Raw genomic sequence first — 14,375 nt, forward strand, 5'->3', positions numbered from 1 at the left:
CCGCAGGGCGGCAACGCGCGCATCTTCACCCCGGTCAATCCCGCCTTGCGGCATCTGCCAGGCGTCCTGATAGCGGTCTTTACGTTGCGCCACAAAGACATGATTCTCGGCATTGACCATCATCACGCCCACATTGGGCCGATAGGGCAGTTTTGCGATCTCTTCAGGCGTCATCTGGATCTCCTTTGGGGCTGATAAATTAGGTGTCGGACCTCAGCGCTAACTCTGGCTTGCCCCTTAGACCTCGTGTCGTCGGGGCAGGCAAGGGGGTGACGCCGCGTTTCACGGTGACAAGGCCCCGCCAGACAGGCCATTGTGACGTTAACGTCAAGGGAGAGTATCATGACTGCGTACCCAAATCTGCTGGCCCCGCTGGATCTTGGATTTACCACACTGAAGAACCGCGTGCTGATGGGCTCGATGCACACCGGCCTGGAGGAAACCAAAGACTGGAACCGGGTGGCAGAATTCTATGCAGGGCGCGCCCGCGGCGATGTTGGCCTCATGGTTACCGGCGGCATTGGCCCCAACCTCGAAGGCTCGGTCCTGCCCGGGGCCTCGATGATGACCAATGACGAAGAGGTCGCCAGCCACCGCATCGTCACCGACCGGGTGCATGAGGCCGGTGGCAAGATCGCCATGCAGATCCTGCATGCTGGGCGCTATTCCTATGGGCCCAAATGTGTCGCCCCCAGCCCGGTAAAATCGCCGATCTCTCCCTTCCCTCCGAATGAGCTGGACGAAGCGGGCATCGAGAAACAGATCGCCGATATCGTCAATGCCGCGGCGCTGGCGCAAAAGGCAGGCTATGACGGGGTAGAGATCATGGGCTCCGAGGGATATTTCCTCAATCAATTCCTGGTCACCCATACCAACAAACGCGAGGATCGCTGGGGCGGCTCTTATGAAAACCGCATGCGTCTGCCGATTGAGGTGGTACGCCGCACCCGCGAGGCCGTTGGCACCGATTTCATCATCATCTACCGCCTGTCGATGATCGACCTGGTGCCCAATGGCTCCACCCATGATGAGGTGGTGCAGCTGGCGCAAGAGATTGAGAAAGCCGGGGCCACCATCATCAACACCGGGATTGGCTGGCACGAGGCCCGTATCCCAACAATCGCCACTTCTGTTCCCCGCGCCGCCTTTGCCTGGGTCACCAAGAAACTGATGGGCAAGGTCTCGATCCCGGTGATCACCTCAAACCGGATCAACACGCCCGAAGTGGGCGAAGAGGTGCTGGCCACCGGCTGCGCCGATATGGTCTCGATGGCCCGGCCAATGCTGGCGGATGCGCATTTTGTGGCCAAGGCAAAGGCGGGCAAGGGCGCCCAGATCGCACCTTGTATTGGCTGCAACCAGGCCTGCCTGGACCATACCTTTAGCGGCAAGCTGACCTCCTGCCTGGTCAACCCCATGGCCTGCCACGAGACCGAGCTGGTTCTTGGCAAGGCCGATTTAGCGAAATCCGTGGCAGTGGTCGGCGCAGGCCCTGCCGGGTTGTCGACCGCACTGGCGGCAGCAGAGCGCGGCCACAGGGTCACTGTTTTTGACAAGGCCGATGAGATCGGCGGCCAGCTAAATATGGCCAAACAGGTTCCCGGCAAGGAAGAGTTCTGGGGCTTTGTCGATTGGTATCGCACCATGGTCGCAGAAGCGGGGATCACCCTGGAGCTGGGTCGCGAAGTCTCCGCCGAGGATCTCACAGGCTACGATGAGGTGATCATCGCCACCGGCGTGGTGCCGCGTGACCCCGGCATCCCCGGTCAGGACCGGGAGGAGGTGCTCAGCTATATCGACGTATTGCGCCACAAAAAGCCAGTCGGCAAATCCGTGGCGGTGATTGGCGCCGGCGGCATTGGCTTTGACGTTAGCGAATACCTGTTGCACGAAGGCAAAAGCCCCACTGAGAACCTGCCGCTCTGGATGAAGGAATGGGGTGTCACCGACCCGGCAGAACATCGCGCTGGCCTCGCTCCCGAAGGACCACAGCCCGAGGCTCCCGCCCGCGAAGTGACGCTGTTGCAGCGTAAGAAGCAGGCCCATGGCAAGGGGCTGGGCAAGACCACCGGCTGGATCCATCGGGCAACGCTCAAGATGAAGGGTGTGAATTTTGTTGGTGGCGTGAACTACGAACGCATCGACGACGACGGCCTGCATGTGAGCTTTGGCGAGGCGCGGGAAAACCCCACGGTGATTGCGGCAGATACATTTGTCCTCTGTGCGGGCCAGGTGTCAGATCGTAGCCTTGCGGATGCACTGGAGGCCAAAGGCGTCTCGTGCCATGTGATCGGTGGCGCCGATGTCGCCGCAGAACTGGACGCCAAACGCGCCATCAACCAGGGCACCCGTCTGGCAGCGGGGCTCTAGGCTACCCCAAAAGCCAAAAGCAAGCTCTCCCGCGCTCGCAGCTCTCCTGGCTCCGCCAGGCCAGCTTCCGTGCGACCTTGGGGGTAGCGCCGCGCATCAGCGCGGCGCTACCCCCAACGGGAGACGGCTTTGTCAAAAGCCAACGACGGGCGGGAGCCCCCCCCTTTCATTCAATTGCGATCAGTGATCGATCGACTATCCGCTGGGGCCTCTGCACGGTCCTGCATGCCATAGTCACGCAAAACCCCCGCCACTTTGAGACGGTAGTTGGCAAAGATACCCGCCCGTCCCTTGCCCTGCGCCGCACGGTGTTCCGTCAGCTGACGCCAGCGTTGGACCGCCTGTTCATCACGGAAAAAGGACAGGGAGAGCAGCTTGTTCGGAGAGCTAAGGCTTTGGAACCGCTCCACCGAGATAAACCCTTCCACCTCTTGCAACAGCGGCTTCAGTTCAGCTGCGACATCAAGATAGGCCTGTTTTTGCCCCTCAGCGATTTCAACTTCAAAAATAACGGCAATCACCCTGCACTCTCCTATTTCGACCCATGTTCCAGCCCCTGTACCGCGCTCTGCGATCCCGAAGCCAGTTTCAAAAAACTACGCTCTTCTCGCAGAATAAACTTCTCCTGCTGGGCAAAGGCGTAGTTCTCCCGCCCCAATGGGTCTTCGGCCAGTCTGGTGCGATAGCTCTCATAGGCAGCAAGGCTGGGGATATTGTAGATCCCGTAGGCCTGGGTCGCGGATCCTTCATGCGGCGCATAATAGCCGATCAGATCAGCACCATTGCGCGGAATGGCCTCTCCCCAGGTGCGGGCATATTGCCAAAAGGCATCTGTTTTGGTCGGATCGATCTGATAACGAATAATACAGGTGAGCATCTTTGGGTCCTTCTGTTTTGGTCCCTGCTCATAGCGCCTTCTGCTGGCCAAACACTTCGGTGCGGGTCGAAGCCTCCCACCCCCTGGGTGTTGATTTGTGATCAGATGCTCCGCACCAAGGCCCCTGAAGCGCCCAAAATGCGGAGCAGTCGCAGGGGTTATTCCGTAACCGTAATGGTGATCACCTCAGACACAATCGGCGTACTATGCGGCACATGCCCCATATCCCCCATCACCAACTGCAGCGTATGAGTGACAGGGCTCAGCTCCACCGTGGCTTCAGTCTGGCCACCACCAAAATGCATGTGATGCTCATCCGCCGGGATGCCATAGGACAATTCATCCGCACCGTCTTCGCCCTGTCCAAGCGGAGGGCGGTCAATAAGCAGATGATGATGGCCGGTGTTTTCTTTTTCGGTTCCCGCTGGCGCTACGCCCATGCCCGAGAGGCCAAAGACCACCTTGACCGGCGATGTCACCTCAGCGCCATCCGTTAGATTGACGATATAGACCCTGGCCTCCGGATTAGAGGTCGTCTCTCCGCCCGCCCAAAGCGGCGTCGCAAGGCAAGTAGCAGCGCAGATAACAGCGCCAAGGGTTTTCAAACGATTCATAGTTATTCCTCCCAATATACAAAATTCACCAGGGCAGCTTAGCCGATTGGCTCCAAAAACAAAGCCGAGACAGTCGAGCACGGTCCATGCTGCGAAAAGCACGTCATCTTTGGGATGAAGGCCTGGCGAATTGCGCAATCTGCTTGCCCAGCTACGAGCCAGGCATCAGGGTGCAAAAGTAAGAGACATTCTGAGGCCGACATGATCTTTGCGACAATCCTTTTGGGGCTCACCCCAAGTTTTCTCATGGTCGCTATCGGCGGGCTGGTCCGCAATCGGCTCACCCCCGAGGCCTGGCAGGGACTGGACAGGCTGAACTTTGAAGTGCTGTTTCCGGCGCTGCTGTTCTTTGCCGCCTGTGGCCGCCCGATTGCACCCATCGAGATCCTGCGCATTGGCCCAGCAGTCTGGGGCATCATGGGGTTGGCGCTAGGGCTGGGGTATTTGGGCCGCCGCCTGGGCCCGGATCGTTTTCTGGACTTTGCCGGCGCCTGGCAGACCAGCTGGCGGTTCAACACCGCCATTGCCTTTGTGGCGATCCCAGCTCTGGACCCTGGTCTGGTGGGATCCATGGCGATTGCTGTGGGCATGGCGGTTCCCGTGGCCAATATTCTGGCGGTCACTGCCCTGTCACGTGGCGGCAGCCTGTCACTCTGGGCCACGGTCAAAAAAGTCCTGACCAATCCGTTTCTGATCGCTTCGGTTGCTGGCGTAATGGTTGGGCTGTCAGGATACAAGATCCCCGCCCCTCTGCTGGCCCCGGCAGAGATGCTGGCCAAGGCGGCCATTCCCATCGCGCTCTTATCCATCGGGGCCACAATGAACTGGCGCGCCCTCGCTCGGATGGATCGCTTCAACGGCTATCTTTGCCTGGTGCGTCTGATCCTGGTGCCCGCAGCGGTCTTTGGCCTTTGCCTGCTGCTGCAGCAAAGCGCCCCTCTGGCCGCTGTCTATGTGTTGTTTGCGGCGCTGCCGACTGCTTCGGCGGCGCATGTCCTAGCCTCGGGGTTTGGTGCTGATCGCCAGCTGGTGGCAACCCTGATCGCCCAGTCTACTTTGCTCGCAGCGCTGACTTTGCCGCTGTGGATCCTGACTACAAAGCTGGTTTTCCTCAACTAAAGGCCAAAAACACCGCCATTGTAGCACCGTTTCCACCACAGGAACGATTCACGCAAAACCCCGTAATTATCCCACCAGCGCCCCGTTCTTGCCCGATTTCAACGCCAAACCAAGGTCAACGAGACGCAAACCGAGGACCTGTTGATGGATCGACTGACCGAAATGGAGGCCTTTGCCAATGTCGTGGACCAAGGCGGGTTCACAGATGCGGCAAAGAAGATGGGGATTTCAAAGTCCGCTGTATCAAAACATGTTTCCAGCCTGGAAACCCGACTGGGCGCGCGGCTGTTGAACCGCACCACCCGGCGGGTATCGCCAACGGAAATTGGTCTGGCCTATTATGACCGCGCCCGCCGCGTTCTGAATGATGCAGGCGAGGCCGACGCTCTGGTCTCTTCGATGCAATCGGCTCCCTCTGGTCTGCTCCGGATCTCGGTGGCGACAGATTTTGGCGTCAATCACCTATCGCCAGTGCTGTCTGACTTCCTGCGTGATTTCCCGGATATCACCGTCAATATGGTGCTGAATAACCGCTATGTTGAGCTGATCTCTGAAGGGTTTGACATGGCCCTGCGCATTGGGGAGTTGGAGGACAGCTCGCTCAAGGCACGCAAGCTTACCGAGACCACCAAGCGGATGATCGCCTCACCCAGCTATCTGGAGCAGTTTGGTCGTCCGCAAAAAATCGATGATCTGAACACTCACAAGCTGCTGCATTATTCCAACCAGTCCAGCGGCAATGTCTGGAAGATCACGGCACCCTCGGGTGAAAAGCGCCAGGTGCGGACCACCGGCTGGCTGTCGGTGAATGACGGGCAGTCCCTGCTCAACGCTGCGATTTCCGGCCTCGGCATCGCCTACCTGCCCAGCTATCTCTATTCTGAAGCCATGGAAGAAGGCCTGGTCGAAGACGTCATGCCGAACCTGCCGATGGAGACCCAGGGCATCTATGCGGTCTATCCTCCGGGCAAATTCACCCAGCCCAAGGTGCGCGCCTTTATCGATTTCCTAGCGCATTCCTTTGCCGGCAAAGATTCCATGGACTGGCGACAATCAGCCTAGGCTGCGATTGAAAGTTATGGGAACCACCCCTCAAAACGGGGGGTGGTTTTTTGCATCTTTAGCACAACCCTTTAACAAGGGGCCGCAAAGCACCCTCAGGGCTCTTTCGAAATCAGAACCACCTCGACCCGGCGGTTTTTATCTCGACCCTCGGCGGTTAGATTGCTGGCGATTGGCGCGATAAATCCAGCCCCAGCGACCTCGACGCGGGCCGCGTCGATCGCAAAACCCTCAACCAGCCTCTGCTTAACCACCGTTGCCCGCTCCAGAGACAGAGCCTGATTTTTGACAAGACTGCCGACGCTGTCGGTGTGGCCCACGATCAAGATCTTCGCGGTTGGCTCTGCCGCCAAGAATGAAGCCAGCTGCTCCAAGCCCGGGGTCGCACCTTCACCCAACGTGGCAGCGCCAGTGTTGAACATCACGCCATCCAACACCGCATGACCTTGGCCCAGCACTAACTCGGCAAAATCGCCATGATCCGGCGTTTCAGGCGCAACTGCGACCGGCTCGGGTTCTTTGGATTCCGCTTCGATAATCGCAAGCGGCGAGGTCTGGGGCGGCGAAACCTCGATCACTTGGATGTAATTGGTCGTGCCACTGCGCGACACCAACACTGAGACCTGCGGGCGCTCCGCATCTGCGTCAGTCCCGGGTATGGCCGCGACAGGCCCGGCAGCGGCTAGGAAGTGATAATCTGACAGGCTCACCACCATATCGGGCGCCGGGACCACCTCGATGCCAAAGCGGAAATCAAAGCCGCCACATTGGCGCGATTCACATTGGAACAGGATCTCATAGCCCTGTTCCAGCAACTGGGCGCGCAGCACATTCACCACCTGCAAAACAGTGGCATCCCCCTGGAGCTGCCAGGTGCGGCGTAAAATATGCCCCTCTTGCAGCTGTTGGGGTATCCCCGCCTTGCTATAAGGGCCCACCGGCAGAGCATAGGTGCCCAACGCGGTTTCACGCCTGGAGCGCAGCGTTGTTCCCGCAGGCATCTGCAAACCTGCGTTGCCCTGTGCTGTCGCAACCTCGGACTGGGCCAAAGCAGGAGACAGCGGCAGGCTGAGACAGAAGCCCAGCCCCAGGGTGGCGAGCCGATGCATCATCTGGACTGCGCGTGATAGTCGTCGTTTGGCACCATGCCGGTGGCCGAGGCAACGCGGTTGGACATATTGTAAAACCCAGTGACATTGGCGATGTCCCATATGTCACGATCGCTGAACCCAACTTTACGCAGCACTTCACGATCCGCTTCTTCCACTTCGGCGCTGGCCTTGGTGATCTTGACGGCAAAATCCAACATTGCGCGTTGGCGGGCATCCAGCGGTGCCACCCGGTAGTTCATCACCAGCATCTCACCCAGTTTTGGATCGCCAGACAGGGCACGCACCGCAGCGCCGTGGGCCGCGAGGCAATAAAAGCAGCTGTTCACCGCCGAGACCACAACCGCGATCATTTCACGCTCCAGCTTACTCAGGGCGCTCTCGCCCAGCATCAGCTCATTATAGAGCGCGCTAAAAGTGTTGAGCTTGTTCTCATCAAAAGAATGTGCGCGCAGCACATTGGGCACCATGCCCAGCTTGTCCTGGCAAACATCGAAATACTTCTGCATGCCTGCAGGCAGCGGGTCCAGCGGCGGCAGGTCGAGCGCGGTTGGGGGTGTTTGATCGGTCATGTGATTTAATCTCCTGAAGGCAAATGCCGGTAATGATATTCGCCGCTGCAACGCATGCCCAAGGCAGCATAAAGCCCGTTTGCACCGGCGTTTTCCTTGGTGCAGAGCACCGCCATCTCGCGGGCGCCATTCTCAGCCGCCCAAAAGGCAGCCTGGCGCATCATCCAGGCGCCCATGCCATGGCGGCGTTGATGCGGCAGGATTTCCAAAGCATGTACCATGGCTGTGCCGTCATGCACCGCAACAAAACCCGCCCCGGCGGGTTTGTCATCATAGCGCCCCAGCAGGGCCGCCTTGGGGACTGAGACCCGTTCCATTACCGCCTGGCGTTCGGTTCCGATGCCGCCTGCGATCCAGATCTCACGTTGAATTTCCAGCGGTGACCACAGGGCAAAGGTGGTGACGCGAGGGATCTCCACATCCATCAAGGTTTCAATCGGGCAGAGCCACAGGTTGACCGGATCTTTCACTTGATAGCCGCGCGCGGCAAGCTGGTTGTCCAGCGCATCTTGCCCGTCATAGATCATGAACAGGCAGTCCTGCCCCATGGCGCGCATTGCGGCTTCGGCCGCCTCGATCTCAGCCTCGGTGGCGGCACCTGTGACGCTGGCGGCCGATACCCGACTGCCGGCGCCCTGCCCTTCGCGCAGGGAGACCGGGCCAAGGTTGCGTTTTGCCACCGCTGGCCAGGTCGCCTCCACCACCTCATAATACTTGGGATCGGTATACTTGGAATTCGCCTGGGTGGTTTTTGTATTCACAGCCCCATCTCCTGTGCCAGCTCGCGCATCGCTGCATCCACCCCGGCCCCATCATGACCCCGGATCACCACATTGGCCCCATAGGCGCCATTGTGCTGGAAGGGGTAGCAGCCAATCGACAGATCCTCATACCGGGCCGCAAGATCCGACAGGAAGGCAGCAATATCGCCCTCGCCGCGCATCAGACGCAGGCTTTGCGACAACAGGGGCTCGCCACCGGTCAGCCCGGGCAAAACACTGGCCACCATGGCCTGAAACACCGTTGGCACCCCGGCCATCACATGCACGTTGCCCAGGGTGAAGCCCGGCGCCGAAGAGACCGGATTGTCGATCAGCGCCGCTCCGTCAGGAATGCGGGCCATGCGCAGGCGGGCCTCGTTCAACTCCTGACCCGAGCTTTCGTAATGGGCGGCCAGAATCGCACGGGCATCGTCACGCACATCCAGATGCGCTTCAAAGGCCTTGGCAATGCAATCAGCGGTGATGTCATCATGGGTCGGACCAATACCGCCGCTGGTAAAGACATGGTCATACCCGGCGCTAAGCGCCTGCACGGCAGCGACAATGCCTGCTTCATCATCGTTCACCACCCGCACTTCCTTGAGGTCGATACCCTGTTTGGTCAGCTCTCCGGCGATGAAATGCGTATTGGTATCACGGGTGCGCCCGGACAGGATCTCATCACCGATGACCAACATCGCGGCACTTGGGTTGGGCATCTTTTCTCTCCTGTTTGCGGCTCAAAGCGCGAGCTTGGCTGCAAGATAGCTGCTCCTGCATTAAGGGCAAGCGGGCATCCCGTCTCAGGTATCCCGACAGGCAAATTTTCTGACGGGCAGCCTCCTCCAATAACTTTGCGCTTTTCTGGTCCGTGAGATTGACTTCACCACTGGCTGCGCTACCCAAAGGTCATGGAATTTCCAACGCCCCTGATCCGCGCCACCCTGATCCGACGCTACAAACGCTTTCTCGCCGATTGCCGCCTCGAAGATGGCCGCGAGATCACCGCCCATTGTGCCAATCCCGGTTCGATGATGGGGCTGGCAGAGGCCGGCATGACGGTCTGGCTGGAGCCCAATGATGATCCCAAGAAAAAGCTGAAATTCGGCTGGCGGCTGGTGGACCATGAAAACGGCCATTTCACCGGGGTGGATACCTCAGTGCCAAACCGCGCCCTCAAGGCTGCCTTGATAGAGGGTGAAATCCCTGAACTTGCCGCCTACCAAACCGTGCAGCCAGAGGTGAAATACGGCGAGAAAAGCCGGATTGATTTTCTGCTCACCCAGGAGGGGCTGCCCAATTGCTATGTCGAGGTCAAAAGCGTGACGCTTTCACGTCAGCCCGGATTGGCAGAATTTCCCGACAGCGTCACCGCGCGTGGCACCAAACACCTGAACGAGCTGGCAAATATGATCGCCGAGGGCCATAGGGCCGTGATGCTCTATCTGGTGCAGCGCACGGATTGTGCGCGTTTCTCGCTCGCTGCGGATATCGACCCGGTCTATGCGGCTGCATTTGAACTGGCCCAAAAAGCAGGTGTGGAGCGGCTGATCTACGACACCCGCATCTCACCGCAGGAAATCACTATCGGTCGGGCTCTTCCCGCAGCCTGATCACGGCTGCTACCCCGCGCGTCCTCGCGCCCCTTTGCTTTTGCACAGGCCTCCAGCAAGCTGACCGACAGGAGCGGCACTGCCAATGGTTTTACGGCACTGCCTCTGGTTCTTTTAACCAAATCCGCTTACATAGCCTTGCAAGTGACAAGCCTACGGAGCCCAGCTTGATGAGATCGAAAGACGGCCGCACCACCAAAGACGGCATTCGCATTTACCAGGACGGTGATTTTGCCGGCATGCATGTGGCGGGGAAACTGGCCGCGCAGATCCTTGACGACATCGCGCCGCATGTCTTTCCCGGACAGACCACCGGTGAAATCGATCGCCTGATCACCAATATGGTTGATGAGGCCGGGGCCAAATCGGCCACCATCGGCTACAAGGGCTATCAGCACGCCAGCTGCATCTCGGTGAACAATGTCGTCTGTCACGGGATTCCTGGTGCACCTATTCCTCTACACGGCGGGGAAACCATTTCGAAGAATTTGGAGAAACGACGCTCAGATGATTCCCTCAAAAACGGCGATATCCTCAACATCGATGTGACGGTAATCGTGGACGGCTGGTTCGGTGATACCTCGCGGATGTTTGTCGCAGGCAAGCTGTCACGCAAGGCTGAGCGCCTGATCCAGGTCACCCACGACAGCCTTATGAAGGGCATCGAAACGGTAAAGCCCGGCAATACCTTTGGTGACATTGGCCATGCCATCCAATCCTACGCCGAAAGCCAACGCATGAGCGTGGTACGTGACTTCTGCGGTCACGGGCTGGGGCTGGTGTTTCACGCGCCGCCCAATGTGCTGCACTATGGCAAGCCTGGCACGGGTCCCAAGCTCGAAGAGGGCATGTTTTTCACCATTGAACCGATGATCAACCTGGGCCGTCCCGAATCCGAAATTCTGAAGGACGAGTGGACAGCGGTTACTCGCGACAAATCCCTGACCGCTCAGTTCGAACACTCCATCGGCGTCACCTCAGACGGTAGTGATATTTTCACCCTATCGCCCGCTGGGGTGTTTTTCCCAACCTTAGGTTAGTCAGCCAGTTTGGCACCCGTAAAAGCAAAAGCACCGGCTGCAAAGCTGGGGCTTTGTTTTAGCAGCATCCGCCTTGATTACAGCCCGATCAGCGCAGGCACCTGCGGCATCTGTGCAAAAACCTCTGCGCCCTCCGCCACCAGTTTCTGGCCATCGCCTTCGGGCGCAAAACCCAGGCAACGCATACCAGCCCGCGCCGCTGCCGTGGCACCTGTGGCACTGTCTTCGATCACCAGACAGTCACGGGCCTGGATGCCAAAATGGCTGGCGGCGGCCAGAAATAACCCGGGCTCTGGCTTGGACACCCCCAGGGAATGAGCCGAAAACATCGCACTGGGGTGAAACCGCTCCCAGAGCCCGTTTTGCCCCAGGGTGATGCGCATCTTGCCTTCGCTGCCATTGGAAGCAACGCAGGTGGGAATTTGTTCGGCGTCCAGTAGCACCAGCAGATCCGCCACGCCGGGCATCAGATCAACACCCGCCTCCAGCGCCGCATAGCTCTCGGCATAGATTTCATCGACCCAGCCATCATGCAGATCCGCGCCCAGGGTAACTGCCTTTTGCATCACCCCAGTCATGGTGCCGCCGACAAACAGTTCCATTGACCGCTCCAGGGTCAGCTCCAGCCCATGGCGCGCCAGATTGTCGACCAGCGCCAGATTGGACACCCGCTCGCTATCGACCAGGACTCCGTCGCAATCAAAGATAATCAGCTCTGGCGTTGGAAAGGTTGTCGGCATTTCGCAAAGTCCTGTGGCAAATCCTGTTCACTCTGACCCGGTTACCGAAGTGATGCAAACCCGCGCCAGCACAAAACCGCCCGGCTCGCACCGGACCTGTTTCACTCTGAAGCCATACGCAACAACAGGGTGATATGGCTGTCACCATATTTGCGGGCATCGCGCAGCGCGTAGCCTGCGGGCGCAGACATCGGCGCGTTTTCTTCCCAGATGATCAAGGCATCCTCGGCAATCCAGCCACCCGCTTGTGCCATTGCCAAAGCCTTTTCCCCCAAGGATTTGCCATAGGGAGGATCCATGAACACCACATCAAACGGCGCATCCGGGTTTTCGCCGAGCTTGAGCGCATTGCGCCGCAACAGGGTCGCGGCATCGCTCGCGTGACAGATCTCGATGTTCTTGGCAATCAGCCCCTGCGACACCCGCCCATCATCCACAAAGGTGACGCTTTCAGCGCCGCGCGACAGCGCCTCGAGCCCCAGTGCACCGGTGCCGGCAAAGAGATCCAGCACCCGCATGCCGTCAAAATCAACCTGATGCGCCAGCACATTGAACAGACTTTCGCGCACCCGGTCGGTGGTGGGGCGCAGATGGGCGCCCGCATCCCCCTTGCCCAGGGCCGCCAAGGCACGGCCACGGAAATCTCCGGCGATGATCCTCACGCTTTGAGCAGCGGCTTCAGGTCTGCCGCTGGATCCGCAACAACCGATTTATCAGCGGTTTTCCCCATGTCGATCAACCGCTTGCCAACCATATAGGCGCGCGGATCGTTCATCGCGTCGACTGCCACCAGCTGATCGCCCTTGTAATACCAGAACGAAGTGCTGCGCCCTTCACCGGCGCGGGTGACCACATTGTCAAAACCACTGTTGAGCCCAGCAATCTGCAGCTTTACGTCATACTGATCTGACCAGAACCAGGGCGTGGCCACATAATCTTTACCCGCGCCCATCATGTTCTGCGCCACCACCTCGGCCTGATCGATGGCATTGGGCACGCTTTCCAACCGGATGCGCCCGCCTTTGTAGGGGAAGGACGCACAATCCCCTGCTGACCAGATCGTGGGATCAGAGGTGCGCCCCTGGGCATCGGTCTTGATGCCATTCTCCAGCTCCAGCCCGGCCAGTTCGGCCAGCTGCGTGCCGGGGGTGATGCCAACCCCCACCACGACAAAATCCACCTCAAGAGTTGATCCATCGCCTAGAACCGCGCGGGTCACCTGGCCTGCCGCGCCTTCCAACCGGTCCAGCCCGGTGCCTTCCAGAATGGTCACACCATGATCGCCATGCAGGGCACGGAAATAATCCGAGGTCTCGGTTGCCGCGACCCGTTGCAGGATGCGGTCGCCCATTTCCACCAGGGTCACGTCAACGCCGCGCTTGGCGCAGACCGCTGCCGCCTCCAGCCCGATATAGCCACCGCCAACAATCAGTGCGCGTTTGCCCTCACTCACATGCGGTGCCATGGCGTCGACATCCCCCAGGCTGCGAACTACAAAAACGCCAGCCAGATCCCCACCAATGGCGGCAGGCAGATGACGCGGATCAGAGCCCGTGGTAAGCGCCAACTGATCATAGGCGATCACCTCATCGCCGATGCTCACGGCCTTGGCAGTTGGATCAATCGCCGTCACCCGCGCACCAAGACGCAGGGTAATGTTGTTGTCAGCGTAAAAACTCTCAGGGCGCAGGAACAGGCGCTCCAGCTCCATATCGCCCAACAGATAGGCCTTGGAGAGCGGCGGACGTTGGTAAGGCAGGGATTTTTCAGCTCCAATCAGGGTGATCTCCCCGTCAAAGCCATCCTTGCGCAGTTTCGCCACCAATGACGCTCCCGCCTGCCCTGCTCCGATCACGACGATGTGACTCATTTCGCCCCTTGCCTCCCGCGCATGTTCTGGTCTCCTGTTGCGGTGACCCTATAGGGGCCAAGAACCAAAACGCAATCACCACAACAGAGGAAACGCGCAATGATTTCTGCTGGAGAGAAACTGCCTGACGCCACGCTCACCCAAATGGGCGCCGAAGGCCCCGAACCGGTGCAGATGGCCGCGAAGGTAAAGGGGCGCAAGGTCGCCATTTTTGCCGTGCCAGGCGCCTTTACCCCCACCTGCCATTCCGCCCATGTGCCCAGCTTTATCCGCACCAAGGATCAGTTTGCCGCCAAAGGCGTCGATGAGATCATCTGCATCTCAGCCAATGATCCTTTTGTGATGCAGGCCTGGGGCGAAGCCACCGGCGCCACAGCTGCCGGAATTTCCATGCTCGCCGATGCCGAGAGCGCCTTTACCGATGCCATCGGAATGCGCTTTGACGCGCCACCCGCTGGGCTGATCGGCCGGTCGCTGCGCTATGCAATGCTGGTTGAGGACGGTGTCGTTACCCAGCTCAACATGGAAGAGAACCCCGGCCAGTGCGAACTCTCTGCCGGCGAAGGCCTGCTCGCCTCGATGAGCTAGAACAGACGGGGTTGCATGGTTTTTGCCGTGCAGTCCTGAC

At 59.3% G+C, this 14,375-nt stretch carries 17 protein-coding genes; 6 read left to right on the forward strand and 11 right to left on the reverse strand.

Features of this window, described 5'->3' with window-relative positions; genetic code table 11:
• Positions 1-174: NUDIX domain-containing protein (locus ABJP42_RS00770; protein ID WP_348338038.1), on the reverse strand; the 174-nt coding region annotated here is incomplete at its 3' end.
• Positions 175-342: 168 nt separating this feature from the next.
• On the opposite strand from ABJP42_RS00770, the gene ABJP42_RS00775 reads away from it, so the two are divergent.
• Complete coding sequence (locus ABJP42_RS00775; protein ID WP_348337968.1) at positions 343-2,370, forward strand: FAD-dependent oxidoreductase; 2,028 nt, start codon at positions 343-345, stop codon at positions 2,368-2,370.
• Positions 2,371-2,540: 170 nt separating this feature from the next.
• Here the strand turns inward: ABJP42_RS00775 and ABJP42_RS00780 are convergent, their stop codons facing one another.
• The 3 genes from ABJP42_RS00780 to ABJP42_RS00790 form a co-directional block, all read right to left on the reverse strand.
• On the reverse strand, positions 2,541-2,891 hold the full coding sequence (locus ABJP42_RS00780; RefSeq protein WP_348337969.1) for an antibiotic biosynthesis monooxygenase family protein: 351 nt from the start codon (positions 2,889-2,891) through the stop codon (positions 2,541-2,543).
• A gap of 11 nt (positions 2,892-2,902) precedes the next feature.
• The gene (locus ABJP42_RS00785; protein WP_348337970.1) at positions 2,903-3,247 is read right to left on the reverse strand and encodes an NIPSNAP family protein; all 345 of its coding nucleotides are present in this window, start codon (positions 3,245-3,247) and stop codon (positions 2,903-2,905) included.
• A gap of 158 nt (positions 3,248-3,405) precedes the next feature.
• Positions 3,406-3,861, reverse strand: a complete 456-nt coding sequence (locus tag ABJP42_RS00790; RefSeq protein WP_348337971.1) for a DUF4399 domain-containing protein — start codon at positions 3,859-3,861, stop codon at positions 3,406-3,408.
• A 201-nt stretch (positions 3,862-4,062) separates the two neighbouring features.
• Here ABJP42_RS00790 and ABJP42_RS00795 point away from each other — a divergent pair, with 201 nt between their 5' ends.
• Both ABJP42_RS00795 and ABJP42_RS00800 read left to right on the forward strand, forming a co-directional pair.
• A complete protein-coding gene (locus tag ABJP42_RS00795; protein WP_348337972.1) occupies positions 4,063-4,980 on the forward strand; it encodes an AEC family transporter in 918 nt (305 codons plus the stop codon).
• Between the two features lie 144 nt (positions 4,981-5,124).
• Entirely contained in the window at positions 5,125-6,042 is a 918-nt protein-coding gene (locus ABJP42_RS00800; protein WP_348337973.1) for a LysR family transcriptional regulator, read from the forward strand.
• 95 nt (positions 6,043-6,137) lie between these two features.
• On the opposite strand, the gene ABJP42_RS00805 is transcribed toward ABJP42_RS00800, so the two are convergent.
• From ABJP42_RS00805 to ABJP42_RS00820, 4 genes are read right to left on the reverse strand one after another with little or no spacing between them, the layout of a single operon-like run.
• Positions 6,138-7,154, reverse strand: coding sequence for an OmpA family protein (locus ABJP42_RS00805; RefSeq protein WP_348337974.1), 1,017 nt, complete (start codon positions 7,152-7,154; stop codon positions 6,138-6,140).
• On the reverse strand, positions 7,151-7,723 hold the full coding sequence (locus ABJP42_RS00810) for a peroxidase-related enzyme (RefSeq protein WP_348337975.1): 573 nt from the start codon (positions 7,721-7,723) through the stop codon (positions 7,151-7,153). Before ABJP42_RS00810 ends, ABJP42_RS00805 begins: the two co-directional genes overlap by 4 nt.
• A 5-nt stretch (positions 7,724-7,728) precedes the next feature.
• Positions 7,729-8,484 (reverse strand): GNAT family N-acetyltransferase, encoded by a 756-nt coding sequence (locus ABJP42_RS00815; RefSeq protein ID WP_348337976.1) that lies wholly within the window; start codon positions 8,482-8,484, stop codon positions 7,729-7,731.
• Complete coding sequence (locus ABJP42_RS00820) at positions 8,481-9,203, reverse strand: competence/damage-inducible protein A (RefSeq protein WP_348337977.1); 723 nt, start codon at positions 9,201-9,203, stop codon at positions 8,481-8,483. Before ABJP42_RS00820 ends, ABJP42_RS00815 begins: the two co-directional genes overlap by 4 nt.
• A gap of 192 nt (positions 9,204-9,395) precedes the next feature.
• Here ABJP42_RS00820 and sfsA point away from each other — a divergent pair, with 192 nt between their 5' ends.
• Together sfsA and map are read left to right on the forward strand one after the other, a co-directional pair.
• Positions 9,396-10,097: a DNA/RNA nuclease SfsA gene (gene sfsA / locus ABJP42_RS00825; RefSeq protein WP_348337978.1), complete on the forward strand. Its 702-nt coding sequence runs from the start codon at positions 9,396-9,398 to the stop codon at positions 10,095-10,097.
• A 170-nt stretch (positions 10,098-10,267) separates the two neighbouring features.
• Positions 10,268-11,137 (forward strand): type I methionyl aminopeptidase, encoded by an 870-nt coding sequence (map, locus tag ABJP42_RS00830; RefSeq protein ID WP_348337979.1) that lies wholly within the window; start codon positions 10,268-10,270, stop codon positions 11,135-11,137.
• A 77-nt stretch (positions 11,138-11,214) separates the two neighbouring features.
• Here map and ABJP42_RS00835 read toward each other — a convergent pair whose 3' ends face one another.
• The 3 genes from ABJP42_RS00835 to ABJP42_RS00845 all read right to left on the reverse strand — a co-directional run bounded on the left by ABJP42_RS00835 (position 11,215) and on the right by ABJP42_RS00845 (position 13,747).
• Positions 11,215-11,877, reverse strand: coding sequence for an HAD family hydrolase (locus tag ABJP42_RS00835; protein WP_348337980.1), 663 nt, complete (start codon positions 11,875-11,877; stop codon positions 11,215-11,217).
• A 101-nt stretch (positions 11,878-11,978) separates the two neighbouring features.
• A complete protein-coding gene (gene rsmD, locus ABJP42_RS00840) occupies positions 11,979-12,539 on the reverse strand; it encodes a 16S rRNA (guanine(966)-N(2))-methyltransferase RsmD (RefSeq protein ID WP_348337981.1) in 561 nt (186 codons plus the stop codon).
• A complete protein-coding gene (locus ABJP42_RS00845; protein ID WP_348337982.1) occupies positions 12,536-13,747 on the reverse strand; it encodes an NAD(P)/FAD-dependent oxidoreductase in 1,212 nt (403 codons plus the stop codon). The genes rsmD and ABJP42_RS00845 overlap by 4 nt, the downstream gene beginning before the upstream one ends.
• A gap of 99 nt (positions 13,748-13,846) precedes the next feature.
• Here ABJP42_RS00845 and ABJP42_RS00850 point away from each other — a divergent pair, with 99 nt between their 5' ends.
• Positions 13,847-14,335 carry a peroxiredoxin gene (locus tag ABJP42_RS00850; RefSeq protein WP_348337983.1) on the forward strand — a complete coding sequence of 163 codons (489 nt, stop codon included), beginning with the start codon at positions 13,847-13,849 and terminating at the stop codon, positions 14,333-14,335.
• Positions 14,336-14,375 lie beyond the last annotated feature (40 nt).

It is taken from the genome of Pseudophaeobacter sp. (genome assembly GCF_039971195.1).
In the GTDB taxonomy this organism is placed as follows: Bacteria; Pseudomonadota; Alphaproteobacteria; order Rhodobacterales; family Rhodobacteraceae; genus Pseudophaeobacter.

Excerpts from the sequence above, each read along its gene's own strand:
- ABJP42_RS00775 (WP_348337968.1), top strand. The coding sequence starts at position 343 with ATGACTGCGTACCCAAATCTGCTGGCCCCGCTGGATCTTGGATTTACC.
- ABJP42_RS00785 (WP_348337970.1), bottom strand. The coding sequence starts at position 3,247 with ATGCTCACCTGTATTATTCGTTATCAGATCGATCCGACCAAAACAGAT.
- ABJP42_RS00790 (WP_348337971.1), bottom strand. The coding sequence starts at position 3,861 with ATGAATCGTTTGAAAACCCTTGGCGCTGTTATCTGCGCTGCTACTTGC.
- ABJP42_RS00795 (WP_348337972.1), top strand. The coding sequence starts at position 4,063 with ATGATCTTTGCGACAATCCTTTTGGGGCTCACCCCAAGTTTTCTCATG.
- ABJP42_RS00800 (WP_348337973.1), top strand. The coding sequence starts at position 5,125 with ATGGATCGACTGACCGAAATGGAGGCCTTTGCCAATGTCGTGGACCAA.
- ABJP42_RS00805 (WP_348337974.1), bottom strand. The coding sequence starts at position 7,154 with ATGATGCATCGGCTCGCCACCCTGGGGCTGGGCTTCTGTCTCAGCCTG.
- ABJP42_RS00810 (WP_348337975.1), bottom strand. The coding sequence starts at position 7,723 with ATGACCGATCAAACACCCCCAACCGCGCTCGACCTGCCGCCGCTGGAC.
- ABJP42_RS00820 (WP_348337977.1), bottom strand. The coding sequence starts at position 9,203 with ATGCCCAACCCAAGTGCCGCGATGTTGGTCATCGGTGATGAGATCCTG.
- sfsA (WP_348337978.1), top strand. The coding sequence starts at position 9,396 with ATGGAATTTCCAACGCCCCTGATCCGCGCCACCCTGATCCGACGCTAC.
- map (WP_348337979.1), top strand. The coding sequence starts at position 10,268 with ATGAGATCGAAAGACGGCCGCACCACCAAAGACGGCATTCGCATTTAC.
- ABJP42_RS00835 (WP_348337980.1), bottom strand. The coding sequence starts at position 11,877 with ATGCCGACAACCTTTCCAACGCCAGAGCTGATTATCTTTGATTGCGAC.
- ABJP42_RS00845 (WP_348337982.1), bottom strand. The coding sequence starts at position 13,747 with ATGAGTCACATCGTCGTGATCGGAGCAGGGCAGGCGGGAGCGTCATTG.
- ABJP42_RS00850 (WP_348337983.1), top strand. The coding sequence starts at position 13,847 with ATGATTTCTGCTGGAGAGAAACTGCCTGACGCCACGCTCACCCAAATG.